Source organism: Clostridium sp. AM54-37XD (genome assembly GCF_003478225.1).
GTDB lineage: Bacteria > Bacillota > Clostridia > Lachnospirales > Lachnospiraceae > Coprococcus > Coprococcus ammoniilyticus.
In genome coordinates, this window is record NZ_QUEV01000006.1 from 152,060 (window position 1) to 166,772 (window position 14,713).

12 protein-coding genes and 2 pseudogenes are annotated in these 14,713 nt (G+C 41.7%); 3 read left to right on the top strand and 11 right to left on the bottom strand.

Features of this window, described 5'->3' with window-relative positions; all coding sequences use genetic code 11:
• Positions 1-13: 13 nt before the first annotated feature.
• From truB to DXA07_RS07500, 9 genes are all read right to left on the bottom strand, one after another.
• Complete coding sequence (gene truB / locus DXA07_RS07460; RefSeq protein WP_021943976.1) at positions 14-946, bottom strand: tRNA pseudouridine(55) synthase TruB; 933 nt, start codon at positions 944-946, stop codon at positions 14-16.
• Positions 940-1,887 carry a bifunctional oligoribonuclease/PAP phosphatase NrnA gene (locus DXA07_RS07465; RefSeq protein ID WP_165853024.1) on the bottom strand — a complete coding sequence of 316 codons (948 nt, stop codon included), beginning with the start codon at positions 1,885-1,887 and terminating at the stop codon, positions 940-942. The genes truB and DXA07_RS07465 overlap by 7 nt, the downstream gene beginning before the upstream one ends.
• On the bottom strand, positions 1,877-2,266 hold the full coding sequence (gene rbfA / locus DXA07_RS07470) for a 30S ribosome-binding factor RbfA (protein ID WP_008401014.1): 390 nt from the start codon (positions 2,264-2,266) through the stop codon (positions 1,877-1,879). The genes DXA07_RS07465 and rbfA overlap by 11 nt, the downstream gene beginning before the upstream one ends.
• Positions 2,266-5,193, bottom strand: coding sequence for a translation initiation factor IF-2 (infB, locus tag DXA07_RS07475; protein WP_118484085.1), 2,928 nt, complete (start codon positions 5,191-5,193; stop codon positions 2,266-2,268). Before infB ends, rbfA begins: the two co-directional genes overlap by 1 nt.
• Before the next feature lie 3 nt (positions 5,194-5,196).
• Complete coding sequence (locus DXA07_RS07480) at positions 5,197-5,520, bottom strand: ribosomal L7Ae/L30e/S12e/Gadd45 family protein (protein ID WP_021943979.1); 324 nt, start codon at positions 5,518-5,520, stop codon at positions 5,197-5,199.
• Entirely contained in the window at positions 5,510-5,779 is a 270-nt protein-coding gene (locus DXA07_RS07485) for a YlxR family protein (protein WP_008401017.1), read from the bottom strand. The genes DXA07_RS07480 and DXA07_RS07485 overlap by 11 nt, the downstream gene beginning before the upstream one ends.
• 69 nt (positions 5,780-5,848) lie before the next feature.
• Complete coding sequence (nusA, locus tag DXA07_RS07490; RefSeq protein ID WP_021943980.1) at positions 5,849-7,030, bottom strand: transcription termination factor NusA; 1,182 nt, start codon at positions 7,028-7,030, stop codon at positions 5,849-5,851.
• Between the two features lie 24 nt (positions 7,031-7,054).
• On the bottom strand, positions 7,055-7,525 hold the full coding sequence (gene rimP / locus DXA07_RS07495; protein ID WP_226801019.1) for a ribosome maturation factor RimP: 471 nt from the start codon (positions 7,523-7,525) through the stop codon (positions 7,055-7,057).
• Between the two features lie 108 nt (positions 7,526-7,633).
• On the bottom strand, positions 7,634-8,278 hold the full coding sequence (locus DXA07_RS07500) for a bifunctional precorrin-2 dehydrogenase/sirohydrochlorin ferrochelatase (protein WP_118484087.1): 645 nt from the start codon (positions 8,276-8,278) through the stop codon (positions 7,634-7,636).
• A 237-nt stretch (positions 8,279-8,515) separates the two neighbouring features.
• Here DXA07_RS07500 and DXA07_RS07505 point away from each other — a divergent pair.
• Positions 8,516-9,756, top strand: a pseudogene (locus tag DXA07_RS07505) (peptidoglycan-binding protein).
• Between the two features lie 553 nt (positions 9,757-10,309).
• Here the strand turns inward: DXA07_RS07505 and DXA07_RS07510 are convergent.
• Complete coding sequence (locus DXA07_RS07510) at positions 10,310-10,702, bottom strand: PH domain-containing protein (protein WP_226801015.1); 393 nt, start codon at positions 10,700-10,702, stop codon at positions 10,310-10,312.
• 188 nt (positions 10,703-10,890) lie between these two features.
• Between DXA07_RS07510 and DXA07_RS07515 the strand changes: the two genes are divergently transcribed.
• The gene (locus DXA07_RS07515; RefSeq protein WP_008401024.1) at positions 10,891-11,376 is read left to right on the top strand and encodes a DUF5721 family protein; all 486 of its coding nucleotides are present in this window, start codon (positions 10,891-10,893) and stop codon (positions 11,374-11,376) included.
• Between the two features lie 244 nt (positions 11,377-11,620).
• A pseudogene (gene htpG / locus DXA07_RS07520) lies at positions 11,621-13,557 on the top strand (molecular chaperone HtpG).
• Positions 13,558-13,830: 273 nt separating this feature from the next.
• Here the strand turns inward: htpG and DXA07_RS07525 are convergent.
• On the bottom strand, positions 13,831-14,700 hold the full coding sequence (locus DXA07_RS07525) for a methionyl aminopeptidase (protein WP_008400640.1): 870 nt from the start codon (positions 14,698-14,700) through the stop codon (positions 13,831-13,833).
• Positions 14,701-14,713: the final 13 nt, after the last annotated feature.

Genomic DNA, 14,713 nt, shown 5'->3' on the forward strand with positions numbered 1-14,713 from the left:
GTCTTCTATCCTATCATCTATCTGTCTCTGCATTCTTCGGGAACATCTTTACCGGCCTGCAGATGCTCTTTTCCTTTTCATATCGGTATATCGCTGCAAAGCTGTCCGTTTCATCATAGACACGGATGCCCGGAACATCTGTAACCGTTTCAGGACTCACAGCTTCCGCAAACTGGGAAAGCTGAAGTTTATTTCCATTTCTTAACAGTTTTCTTGCATATTCATCTGTACCGATATGAAGCTCCGGATACTCCGGCAGCAATAGTTCTTTCTTCATTACATATGAAGCGATCGTTCCCTGATCTCTCGCCTGCTCGATCTCCGCAAGTGTCAGGCTGTCTTCAACCCTGAAGTTTTTCACTTCAGTACGGACCAACTTCTCCATGACTGCTCCGCAGCCAAGCTTTTCTCCGATATCCCGGCATAAGCTTCTGATATACGTTCCCTTGGAACAATGTATGGTAAATGTAACCCTTGGAAGCGACACATCCTCTATCTTTACCTCAAAGATTGTTACCTCTCTCGGACTCCGTTCGATCTCAATTCCCTGTCTGGCATATTCATAGAGCTTTTTGCCGTTTACCTTGATAGCCGAATACATCGGCGGTATCTGGTCATAAGTACCGATAAAGCTGTTTACCGTTTCTATTACCGATGCTTCGTCCGGGATATCTGCTGTCTCTGTAAGGACTTTTCCTGTTACATCCTCTGTATCTGTTGTCTTTCCGAGCAGCATGACACAACGGTATGTCTTATCCTTATCGATCAGCATTTCGCTTAATTTTGTTGCCTGTCCAAGACACACCAAAAGCACACCTTCCGCCATCGGATCAAGTGTGCCTGTGTGACCGATCTTCTTCTGTTTTAAAATACCACGAAGCTTGGCTACTACATCAAATGATGTATAGCCCTGCTCCTTGTATACATTCAAAAAGCCGTCTAGCATAACTGTTCCTTAATCTCCTCTATCACGCCGGCAAGGATCTCTTTGATATCTCCCTTCATGCTGAAACCTGCAGCACGAACATGACCACCGCCGCCATGATTGCAGGATATCCTGCTTACATCAACGATATTATTCGACCGAAGTGAAATCTTGTATTCATCTTCTCCTGTCTGATAGATAAATACCGCCGTTTCCGTTCCCTCTGTGATCCGAAGCTGATCAACGATACCATCCGTATCGATCTTGCCTGCACCACTTTTTCGGAAATCCTCTGTCTCAAGCACTGTGCTGATGATTCTGCCATCTGCATGCTGCTCTGCTTTTGTCAGAGCGATTCCAAGCAGCTTATTTGCGACAAATGTCTTCTTATAGAAGGTTTCATCTATAATAAATGACGGATTTGCACCCTTTTCGATCAGATCACCCGCTATACTCATCGCACTCTTTGTTGTATTGCTGTGTTTGAATACGCCTGTATCATGTACAATTCCCATATAGAGTGCTTCGGCAGCATTCTTATTAATCTTATCCTGTTCCATCAGCTTATAAAGTGCTTCTGCCGCGGAACACGCTTCTGCATCCACATAGCATACCTCACCAAATCCCGGATTGGAGATATGATGATCCACACACATTGTGCTCTTCGCACGTTCAAAGATTGGAAGAAAATCTCCCTGTCTTTCCTTATCACCACAATCCACCGCAATACACAGATCATAGACCTGATCTGTAGGTGTATGACTGATCTTATCTGCATCATGTAAAAACAGAAAATCCTTGGAGAATTCCTCCAGATAGATCTGTACCTGCTTATCATAATTGCTGATGATATAATTATATAATCCAACCGTTGAGCCTACACAGTCGCCATCCGGACGTACATGTCCGGTTATAGCGATCGTGTCTGCCTGCTCGATCATGGTAAGAAAATCATTCTTCATTTTCTGTATCATCCTCATCATCTTCGATGTCTTTTACAACATCATCTATCTTTTTGGACATTGTTACACCATATTCGATCGACTGATCCATGATAAATGTGATCTCAGGTGTATTTCTGAGATTAATGGAATGTGCAAGTTCTCTTCTGATAAATCCCATTGCACTGTTCAGTCCCTCCAGTGTGGAGTTTACGGAATCCTGATCTCCAAGGACACTGATGTATGCCTTGCAATATTTCAGATCCGGTGTTACAACCGCCTCTACTACGGATGTCATCGGATTAATACGGGGATCCTTGATCTCTCTGCTGATGATCCGTGAGAGTTCTCTCTGAACCTCTGCATTAATTCTTGTATTTTTTACACTGTTTTTTCTCATTATTTTCTTGGAACCTCTACCATCTGATATGCTTCAATCTGATCCTCTACCTGAATGTCATTAAAGTTCTCAAGAACAATACCACATTCAAATCCTGACTTAACTTCTTTCACATCATCCTTGAATCTCTTTAAAGAAGCCATCTTGCCTTCGTAGATCAGATTTCCTTCACGGGTTATTCTTACGCTGCAGTTCCGGTTGATGATACCATCTAATACATAAGAACCTGCGATCATACCGACACCGGAAGCCTTGTAGGTCTGTCTGATCTCTGCATGACCAATTACCTGTTCTTCAAAGATAGGATCTAACATACCCTTCATTGCAGACTCAATATCTTCAATTGCATTGTAGATGACTCTGTATAAACGAACATCTACACCTTCTGTCTCTGCTGTCTCTTTTGCTCTTGCATCCGGCCGGATATTGAAACCGATTACGATCGCATTAGATGCGGATGCCAGAATGATATCTGACTCGTTGATCGCACCAACACCGGAATGGATACATTTTACTGCAACTTCATCATTTGAAAGCTTTAACAGACTCTGCTTAACAGCCTCTACAGAACCCTGTACATCAGCTTTGATAATGATGTTCAGTTCCTTGACATTACCTGCCTGGATCTGGCTGTACAGATCATCCAGTGACATTCTGGATTTCGTCTCAGCAAGCATCTTCACTCTGCTCTGCGAAATGTATGTCTCGGAAATCTGTCTTGCCTCCTTCTCATTATCAACCGCCATAAAGATCTCACCGGCTGATGGAACTGTATCCAGACCAAGGATCTGCACCGGAGTGGATGGAGTTGCTTCTGTTACACGGACACCTTTTGAATTGTGCATTGCACGAACCTTACCATGGGAAGATCCGACTGCAAGATAATCTCCTACATGAAGTGTACCCTTCTGCACTAACATAGTTGCAACAGGACCACGTCCCTTATCAAGCTCTGCTTCGATTACGATACCACGGGCATTTCTGTTTGGATTTGCCTTTAACTCAAGAACCTCTGCAGTTAACAGGATCATCTCAAGCAGATTATCCAGTCCTTCACCTGTATGTGCGGAAACCGGACAGAAGATCGTTGATCCGCCCCAGTCCTCAGGGATCAGTTCATATTCTGTAAGCTCCTGCTTTACACGCTCGATATTTGCACTTGGTTTATCGATCTTATTGATCGCAACGATGATCTCGATACCGGCTGCCTTTGCATGGTTAATAGCCTCTATCGTCTGTGGCATAACACCATCATCTGCTGCTACAACAAGGATAGCAATATCGGTAGACTGTGCGCCACGCATACGCATAGCTGTGAACGCCTCATGTCCAGGTGTATCTAAGAATGTGATCGTCTGTCCGTTGATCTCTACCACAGATGCACCAATCGCCTGTGTGATACCACCGGCCTCGGCTGATGTTACATTTGTCTTACGGATCGCATCAAGAAGGGATGTTTTACCATGGTCAACGTGACCCATAACGCAGACAACAGGTGGTCTGGAAACCATATCCTTCTCGTCTTCTTCATCCTCTTTTAAGAGCTCCTCGATCACATCAACTTTTTCTTCCTCTTCAGCAATACAATTATATTCCAACGCGATCTCTGCTGCTGCTGCAAAGTCTAACTCAGAGTTCACGTTATACATCTTACCTGCAAGGAAGAGCTTCTTGATCAACGCATTTACAGGCTCTTTGATAATGTCTGCAAGTTCTTTGATCGTTACAACCTCCGGAAGTGTGATCGTACGGATCGTTTCCTTATCCTCTGCCTGCTGCTGTGGCTGCTGTGGCTGATGATGCTTGTTTCTGACATTTTTAGCCAGTCTGCTGATATCTGCCTCAACCTCTTCCGGAGATCTTCTGTTGCCCTTACGAGGCTTATTCTTATCTCTGTTATAATTGTCTCTGTTCTGGCTCTTTAAATCTTTGCCCGGCATCTCTTTTGCTTCAAAATCCTTACGGGTATTTGCTTTTGGACTTCTTCTCTGATTGTTATTATTATCATCCTCGTCATCCTTGCCAAATCCCATCGGAGTATTGTTTCTGTTATTGTTGAACCGGTTGTTTCTGTTATCCGGTCTGTCACCGAACTTCGGCTTGTCAAAGCTGCCCTGACGATCTCCATTGCCTGAAAATCTGCCACGATCCTGACCACCACGGCCATTGTTTGAGAATCTTCCTCTGTCCTGACCATTTCTGTCATTGTTAAATCTCGGTCTGTCAGAATTATTTCTGTCACCGGAATTATTGTATCTTGGTCTGTCATTGTTATTTCTGTCAGTGTTATTTCTGTCAGTGTTGTATCTTGGTCTGTCGGAATTGTTTCTGTCATTACCGTTTCTGTCATTATTATATCTCGGTCTGTCAGAATTATTTCTATCACCATTTGTAAATCTTACACGGTCACCGTTATTTCTGTCGTTGTTATATCTTGGTCTGTCATTTCCCTGCTTGTCGCCAAATCTTGTCTTATCAGAATTCATACGCTCACTATTGTTAAATCTTACTCTCTCATTATTTTGTCTGTCGGAATTATTTCTGTTTCTGTCATCTCTGACAAATCTCGTATGTCCCTCATCTTTACCCTGTTTCGGCTTATTCGCTTCCCCTGTAGCCGGTCGATCATTTCTTACAGCCGTTTTCTTAGGCTCTTCTTTTACAGAAATCTCTTTCTGAACCTTTTCCGGTGCTGTCTTTGCCGCCTTTACGTCCTCCGACTTCTTTTCCGGTACAGGCTTTGCTGCCGGCGCATCTGCTTTCTTTGTACCGGTTCCGCATGCCTTCTTAACGATATTGATCATATTCTCATCAACAGCCGACATATGGCTCTTGATCTCGATACCATTTTTGCCAAGGATTGCTTTGATTTCATTGTTGCTTATATTCAGCTCTTTTGCCAATTCGTGTACTCTCAGTTTCGTCAAAAGTTACACCTCCATATTTTCACTCAAACTCATGTATTTTATGATCTGTTTCGCAAATCCTTCATCTAAGATCGCGATCGACGTCCGGAATTCTTTTCCAACGAATTTTCCCAGACTGTCTTTGTCTCCAAATTCAAAATATGGAATCTCATAAAAATTACATTTTTGATCAAATAGTTTCTTTGTATTATGGGCTGCATCACATGCCACGATCACAGCACATGCGCTTCCGTTTTTTACGGCCTTTTCTACTGAAAAGTTTCCGCTTACCAGCCTTCCGGCCTTTGCACATAAGGAAATCATGGAATAAATCTTCTTACTGTTCAATTGCCTCTAACTCCTTATCCAGTTTCTCATAAACCTCTTTTGGAATCTGCATCTTGAATGAGCGTTCCAGAGATTTACTCTTCATAGCTTTTTTCAGGCACTCTGCCTTACGGCATATATATGCCCCCCGTCCATTCATCTTGCCGGTCAGGTCGATCGCAAAATTATTCTCATTATCCTTCACGATACGGATGAGTTCTTTTTTCGGTATCATCTCATTACAACCAAGGCACTGTCTGAGCGGTATCTTCTTTGCCATAACATCACTTCCTATGCTTATATATTTATCTCCGTTCCAATCGGCATGGTACCCGGTCAGAACTTCATTTTATTCTTCGTCTTCTTTTACTTCTTCTGCATCCTGCTGCTCCAGAGATTCTTCATAAGAACCATCAACGATATCGTCAATATTGTCAAATGCTTCTTCCTGCTCCGGCTCTTCGTAGTCATCATTTTCTTCTGAGAAATATCCCATCTCTTCTGCCTGTGACTCACTCTTAATGTCGATCTTATATCCTGTCAGCTTTGCAGCAAGTCTTGCATTCTGACCTTTCTTACCGATTGCAAGTGATAACTGATAATCCGGTACAACGACAAATGCGCTCTTTTCATTCAGATCTACATCAACTGCAATAACCTCTGATGGACTTAATGCATTCTTGATGAAGATTGCCGGATTCTCATCCCAACAAATAATATCGATCTTCTCACCGTTCAGATCTTCTACTACGTTGTTAACACGGCTTCCATTTACACCTACACATGCACCTACCGGATCTACATTCTCATCATGAGAATAAACAGCGATCTTGGAACGGGAACCGGCCTCACGGCAGGAGCTCTTGATCTCTACTGTACCGTCTGCGATCTCGGTTACTTCCTTTTCAAATAAACGCTTTACCAGATCAGGATGTGTTCTGGATACTGTGATCTTAGGTCCTCTGGAGCCTTTCTTTACTTCTGTTACATATAATTTGATACGGTCACCTCTGTTATATACTTCGCCGGGAACCATCTCAGACTCTTTTAATATTGCTTCTGTCTTATCATCCAGACTGACATTGATGTTGTTTCCAACATATCTCTGAACGATACCTGTGATGATATCCTTCTCTTTTGTATAGAAGTGATCGTAGATCGCATCTCTTTCGCTCTCATTAATTGCCTGAACGATTACATTTCTTGCTCTCTGTGCTGCGATTCTTCCGAAATCCTTTGTTGTGATCTCGATGTTGATGATATCTCCGAGATCATATTTGGAATTCATCATCTTAGCTTTTTCCAGAGAAATCTGTGTCGCAGGTCTTTCAACCTCTTCTACAACCTCTTTCTTCGCATATACATGAAACTCACCGGTCTCACGATCCATAACAACATCAATATTCTCATCGGTATCAAAGTCCTTCTTGCAGGCCGCCTTTAAGGATCTTTCGATCGCATCCAGCAGAATATCCTTGCTGATGTTTTTCTCCTTTTCTAATTGATTTAATGCTTCGATAATTTCTGACACTTTTTTATCCTCCCGCTTCTTTTATTAATATACAAATGCAAGTCTTATCATCGATATATCTTTTCTTGCAATCTTCAGTTCTTTCTCATCTTCTGTCAAAATGGTAACTGTTTCTTCATCGTACGCTGTAAGTTCACCTTCAAAATCTTTACAGTTATCGATCTTGGTATATGTCTTGATCTCTACGATCTTGCCAATACTCCGTTTAAAGTCATTTTCCTTCTTTAATGGTCTTGTAAGCCCCGGAGAGCTGACCTCAAGAATATAGGCATCCTTAATGAAGTCATCTGCATCCAGCAGATCACTCATGGCTCTGTTCACGATCTCACAATCTCCGATCGTTATTCCACCTTCTTTATCTGCATAGATCCGCAGATAATAATCACTGCCTTCTTTTACATATTCCACATCAACCAATTCAAGGTTATTTGCTTCAATGATCGGCAGAACCATCTCTGTTGCTTTTGCTTCAATATCTGTTTTCTTCGTAGCAATACCACCTTTCTACAAAAACTAAGAGTGGGCCAAAACCCACTCTTAATAGTTACCATAATCTTACTAAAACAAGATTATAACACGTTATAAGGAAAATGCAAGTATTTTTTATCGCATACCCTTCGCTCTCAGCTCATCTTCCTTCGCATAACGATCCAGAATCTTATTTGCCTTTCGGTCATCGATCATATACTTATTGCTGGTTGCCTGTTTGATGATCTCATCCAGTGCCATTTCCCTTAAATAAGCATCCTTGATATTAATGGACGCAATCTCTCGGTATGCTCCCATCTTTCTGGTCAAGGTTCCATACTCATAAGGAATCAGCTTCTCGATCATATTACGGATCTCCTTTGCTACATTTGAACTGTAGCCTCCTGTTGTGACCCCTATCACCAGGTCTTCACGCATAACAATTCCGGGGAACAGGAAGCTGCTGACATCCTTGTTATCTGCTACATTGACCGGAATATTATGTTCGTTACAATACTTTCCGATCTTAGCATTTACATCATCCCTCTTAGTCGCTGCAATTACCATATCTGCCGTATCAAGCGCATCTAATGTCATATTCGACTCATGTACACTGATTCCTGGTACTGTCTTGATCTCATCGCAGATCCTCGGTGCGATAACTGCGATCTTACAGTCAAACTTTATCAGAGAGTTAATCTTTCGAAGTGCGGTCTTTCCTCCGCCAAGTACGATTACTTTTTTGTTTTCCAGATTGATAAACATTGGAAAATATGCCATAGTGAAACCTCCTGTCGCTTCTTTTCTTTTATATTACTTTTCAATAAATTCTTTTTTCATATACCTCATCATTATATACCATGCATAACACTTGTTTCTGTCGTTTAAATCTTCTAAACGATCATTACACCACGCATAACATACATTCTTTCCTACTTCTGCATTGATAAAGTATTATTGGCATGAAATATGATTTTGTCTCATATAATAAACAGATTATAATTCAGGATTACTAAAATGGCAAATGGAAACAATAACGGAACATTAAAAATCAGGATCATCTCGGAACAGACTGCATATCCGGTAACCGGTGCGGTCGTTTCTGTCGCATCAACCGGAACTCCGGATGAAGTTATAGAGGAACGGCAAACAGACAGCGACGGTATCATCGATGGCATCACCCTTGAAACTCCTCCACTGGAATACAGCATGGAACCATCTGACAACCAGCCATATTCCGAATACAATCTGAAAATCAATGCACCCGGATTTGAACCACGTATCATCTCCGGTGTACAGATGTTTACCGACGAAAAGGGCATTCAGTCAGTTAAGCTGCGTGTTTCTGATACTGACCAATCGAGCTATAACCCAACGGTGATCGGTGCTCATACCCTCTGGGAAGAATATCCGCCAAAGATTGCTGAGGATGAGATAAAACAGTTGCAGAGACAGGCGAGATCGTCTTAAGCCGTGTCGTGATTCCGGAAACCATCGTGGTACATGATGGAGCTCCTTCCGACCCAACTGCAATCGACTACTATGTACCTTACAAAGACTACATAAAGAATGTTGCATCAAATGAAATCTACTCCACATGGCCGGATGCTTCCCTTCGAGCCAACATCCTTGCAATTATGTCCTTCACCTTAAACCGTGTCTATACAGAATGGTATCGTGGAAAGGGATACGATTTTACGATCACATCTTCAACCGCTTACGATCAGAAATGGATCTATAACAAGACAATATATAAAAATATCTCCCGTATCGTTGATGAACAATTTGCCAATTATCTATCAAGGCCGGGTGTCACCCAACCGATCTTTACACAATACTGTGACGGGAAACGGGTCACCTGTCCAAACTGGATGACCCAATGGGGTTCCAAGTATCTTGCCGATCAGGGACTGTCTGCGATAGAGATCTTACGCTACTACTATGGCGATTCCATTTATATCAACTCTGCCGAAACCATTGCCGGTATTCCATCCTCTTATCCGGGATATGATCTGTCAATTGGCGCAACCGGTGACAAGGTTCGTCAGCTTCAGGAGCAGTTAAATCGTATCGCACAGAATTATCCATCCATACCAACTGTTGCCGCCGATGGCATCTATGGACCTGCCACTGCCGATGCCGTCAGACGCTTTCAACAGATCTTCGACCTGCCCGTTACCGGCATCACCGACTACTCCACCTGGTACAAAGTCTCCCAAATCTACGTTGGCGTCACCAAGATAGCCGAGAATATCTGATTTCCTGACGACAGAGACCCCTGCCATACCCTTTATTACGCAGAACACTTGCGTTCTATTTTTCACGTAACGGTACTAACCTCCTCACCTTCGGTGACTCGTTAAGGACCGACGTGAAAAAAGGTCTGCTCCATAAAGGTATGCAGTGGACTCTGTCTGTCTATAATAAGATATATTCTTCTTCGATACTTGATTCCACAGACAGATCAAAAATGCGTTGTTGCTTTTATATCATGGTATCTTGCTTTCATATCGTAAAAGATCGTATCTGGTTGTTCAGCAATCACTTTACCTTATAATTTAAAATGAGAACTGATATTACTATTATGAAGCAAGCCTGCCTGAGCGTTGGTACTTAGGCTGCGTCTTTTGCAGCCTTATGTACCACTACGTCGAAGGTAGAGCGAAAGCGTCTTGCGGAATAATATGTAATATCAGCTCTCATTTAATCGTCAAAGCATACCTCTTGCTGAACAACCAAATACGATCTTACATTACCGATCAAAGCAAACTACTATCGTATAAAGCAGCAACGTACTTTTGATCGTCCTCGTTAATATGTATCGTGGTCGTCGTAATCGTCGAATTCATCGCGTTCATGATCCATGAACTCACGGCTGGAAACCTTCTTTTTGGTACGTTCATCTTCTACCATATTTGATAACATTTCCTTGACCTCTCTGGACTTCTTGATGTTCTTGATCTCGAAATCTCCCATTGTCTTATCTGCGGAACAGCATTTGATCGTTCCAAGTCCGCACATTCTCTGCCATAATTTACGTTCCAATGAAACATCCATGATGCGATAAAGTCGTACTTCATCTTCTTTCACACTGAAGAACCCCGTACTGATAAATAACCGATCCTCTGATAAGCTGTACTTTGTAAATGTCCATGGTAACCCGAAAAATATACGTTTGCGATCCTTCCATATAATCTCTGCCATTTCAAAACCTCCCATATTTTTATAAATCTGTAAAAATACTAACACACCTCCCGCTAAAGTTCAACAAATGGATTTTCTCATCCGGCTGTTTTCAGATTTCCGATTGCAACCTTTCCTCTTTTCCTGTAAACTAGAGGCAAGAATTTTATCGCAATCCGTTGTTTATTGCAGGGAGGTAAAAGCTTTATATGCTTAATATAGAAATTACTGAAACAAAAAACTTCGTTAAAAAGCTTCTGATGGAACCGGTCTTTGACACATTTTTGCTGGTGGAAGCCTATGTCCGTTCCGACGTTTCTTATACGATCGACGGCAGACTGAATCCATCTTTTTTTGATACGGAAGAACTGGAAGAAATGACCTCAAAGACTTATACGACATGGGGGGCTGTCAGACATCATATCTTCAATGTCATCAAGGGCAATAAACTCCCATTAAACTTCAAGATCGTGCTGATCTTATCAGACGCGAACATTAACCGGATCATTGAACAGAACCATCTGAATCTCACGACATCCGACATTGCAAATCTGTCTTTAAACATCTACTTTGACGGAGAAAAGATCTCACTTACAACGATGGCATCCATGAACATTTTCTCCATGGATAAAACACTTGCAAACATCTGGGATGCAAATGTATCTGCTTTTTTTAAACAGAATCAGATCTTTTAACCACCTGCTACAGCACTCATTTCTAAATAAACCATAAAATATTTATGAATTATTAGCACTCGACATATTTGAGTGCTAATTTTGTCTTGACTTCTATTTTTTTCTGATTTATGATACCTGTTAGTGATAACACAGAACAGATAGGGCAGATATTTCTCGCATTACACATATATAGATATTTGCGTATTCCGATTTGTTCTGACAACTGGAATAATATAGAATTTATATAAGGAGATGCATTTTTATGAAAAAAGGAAGTTTATCAATTAACAGCGAAAACATTTTCCCTGTCATCAAGAAATGGCTGTATTCCGACCATGATATCTTTGTCCGGGAATTAATCTCAAACGGCTGTGATGCTGTAACAAAATTAAAGAAATTATCTCTGATGGGCGAATTTGACGAACCGGACGAACCTTATCGTATCGATGTGATCGCAAGCCCGGACAACAAGACCTTACAGTTTATTGATAATGGTATCGGTATGACTGCTGAAGAAGTCGAAAAGTATATTAATCAGATTGCATTTTCCGGTGCTGCTGCTTTCCTTGAGCAGTACAAGGACAAGGCAACAGAGGAACAGATCATCGGTCATTTCGGACTCGGTTTCTACTCCGCATTTATGGTTGCCGATAAGGTAACGATCGAATCCCTTTCCTACAAACAGGACGCAGAACCTGTATATTGGGAATGTGAGAACGGAACGGACTTCTCCATGGATAAAGGCGACAAAGAAACCAGAGGTACTGTTATCACCCTGTATCTGAATGAAGACAGCTATGAATTTGCAAATGAATACCGTATCAAAGAAGTAATCGACAAATACTGCTCTTTCATGCCTGTAGAGATCTACTTTACAAATGCAGATGCCCCTGCAAAAGAGGAAGAAGAAAAGGCAACCAAAGCTGAAGCATCAGAAGAAGCTACTGCTGAAACCGATGAAACAAAGGATGCTGCCGAAAAGAAAGAAAAAGAAGCACCAAAGCCTTTAAATACTACAACACCTCTCTGGACCAAGCATCCAAATGACTGTACAGACGATGAATACAAAGACTTCTATCATAAAGTATTCCATGATTACAAAGATCCATTGTTCTGGATCCACCTGAACATGGACTATCCATTTAACCTGAAAGGCATTCTGTACTTCCCGAAGATCAATACCCAGTACGATAATCTGGAAGGAACGATCAAACTCTATAACAACCAGGTATTCGTAGCTGATAATATCAAAGAAGTTATCCCTGAATTTCTGATGCTGTTAAAAGGTACCATCGACTGTCCGGATCTTCCGCTGAACGTATCCAGAAGTGCTTTACAGAATGATGGATTTGTTAAAAAGATCTCCGATTACATCACAAAGAAGGTTGCCGATAAATTATCCGGTATGTATAAGGTTCACAGAGAAGACTATGAGAAATACTGGGATGACATCAACCCATTTATCAAATTCGGCTGCTTAAAGGATGAGAAATTCTTAGAGAAGATGAAAGATTTCTGTATCTATAAGAATCTGGAAGGCAAATACCTGACACTGCCGGAATATCTGGAAGCCGGAAAAGAAAAATACGAAAACAAAGTCTTCTATGTTACGGATGAAGTTGCTCAGTCACAGTACATTAACATGTTCAAAGAGGAAGGCATGGATGCCTGATCATGACACAGACGATTGACAGCCCATTTATCACGCTTCTGGAACAGAAAAATGAAAATGTACATTTCTACAGAATCGATGCAGATCTGTCCGATAATTTTGTAGATGAATCATTATCCGAAGAAACAGCAAAGGATTATACCGACAAGCTGACCGAACTCTTCAAGAAAGCACTGGATGTCGAAAATATCACGATCAAGGTAGAAGCATTAAAGAATAAAGACTTATCTTCTATGCTGACCTTATCTGAAGAATCCAGACGTATGCAGGAAATGATGAAAATGTATGGTATGGCCGGTATGGGCATGGATCCTGCCATGTTCGGCGGCAAGGGTGAAACACTGGTATTAAATGCCAACAATAATCTGGTCAAATATGTCCTTGACAACCCGGAGGGCGAGAACACTCCTACCATCTGCTGTCAGTTATATGACTTGGCAGTTCTTGCCAACAGACCATTATCTGCCGATGCCATGACCAAGTTCGTCGCAAGAAGCAACGAGATCTTAAGCATTCTGGCAAAATAATGCCATTCATTTAAAATATAAAACACAGGGATTGCCCCTATACAGACCATAAGCCCCATTATAATATGACATTTAGTGAAGGTTTCGTCGTGAAATGCATATTGCCAGTAAATACGAGCGCTTGTCTGAGCCAACATTTAGTTGGCGAGTTAGCGCAGGAGTATTTACGAATCAGGCATATGCATTGAACAGAAACCGTAACGAGTCATTTATAATGGGGCTTATGGTCTGTATAGGGGCAATCCCTGTGTTTTGTATAATTATGTGAAAGTATTATTTTGCCAGAATCTCAATTCCGTGCTCGGTCATAAGAAGGGTGTATTCCCACTGGGCAGATGGCTTGCCATCATCTGTACGGATCGTCCAGCCATCGTCAGCATCCTGCCATACGTCAGGCACACCTAGATTGATCATTGGCTCGATCGTAAATGTCATGCTTGGAGCAATCACATAATCCTTGCCCGGCTGTCCGATATGGCTGACATACGGATCTTCATGGATATCAAGTCCCACACCATGTCCGCCGATCTCACGGACAACAGAATAGCCCTGCTCTTTGGCAAATGTATTGATCGCATATCCGATATCACCGATCGTTGAATATGGCTTACATACTTCTACTCCAAGATCCAGTGCTTTCTTTGTATCCTCTACCAGCTTCTTCCAGACCGGATCAACATCTCCGATCATGAACATACGGGATGAATCACCAAAATATCCATTATATTTCGTTGTACAGTCAATGTTGACAATATCTCCATTTTTCAGGATTGTTTTCTCATCCGGTATACCATGACAGACAACATCATTAATCGATATACAGACACTCTTCGGATATCCTTCATATCCAAGGCAGGCAGGTATTGCATTGATTGATTTCGTGTATTCATAGATTCTTCGATCAAGCTCACCTGTAGATACTCCTTCTTTTACAAATGGAGTAATGAAATCAAGCACCTCTGTATTTACCTTGGATGCCACGCGGATTCCTTCGATCTGTTCCGGTGAACGCATCATTCTTCTTGTCGGGATCTTATATCCCTTTAGCTTCATTTCTTCCAGTTTGCTGTCGATGTTCAAATGGCAGGATTTGTATTTCTTTCCACTTCCGCACCAGCAGATATCATTTCTTCCTAGTTTCATTTTTCTACCAACC

Coding starts and splice junctions, on each gene's coding strand:
- truB (WP_021943976.1), bottom strand. CDS start 946: ATGCTAGACGGCTTTTTGAATGTATACAAGGAGCAGGGCTATACATCA.
- DXA07_RS07465 (WP_165853024.1), bottom strand. CDS start 1,887: ATGAAGAATGATTTTCTTACCATGATCGAGCAGGCAGACACGATCGCT.
- rbfA (WP_008401014.1), bottom strand. CDS start 2,266: ATGAGAAAAAACAGTGTAAAAAATACAAGAATTAATGCAGAGGTTCAG.
- DXA07_RS07485 (WP_008401017.1), bottom strand. CDS start 5,779: ATGGCAAAGAAGATACCGCTCAGACAGTGCCTTGGTTGTAATGAGATG.
- DXA07_RS07500 (WP_118484087.1), bottom strand. CDS start 8,278: ATGGCATATTTTCCAATGTTTATCAATCTGGAAAACAAAAAAGTAATC.
- DXA07_RS07510 (WP_226801015.1), bottom strand. CDS start 10,702: ATGGCAGAGATTATATGGAAGGATCGCAAACGTATATTTTTCGGGTTA.
- DXA07_RS07515 (WP_008401024.1), top strand. CDS start 10,891: ATGCTTAATATAGAAATTACTGAAACAAAAAACTTCGTTAAAAAGCTT.
- DXA07_RS07525 (WP_008400640.1), bottom strand. CDS start 14,700: ATGAAACTAGGAAGAAATGATATCTGCTGGTGCGGAAGTGGAAAGAAA.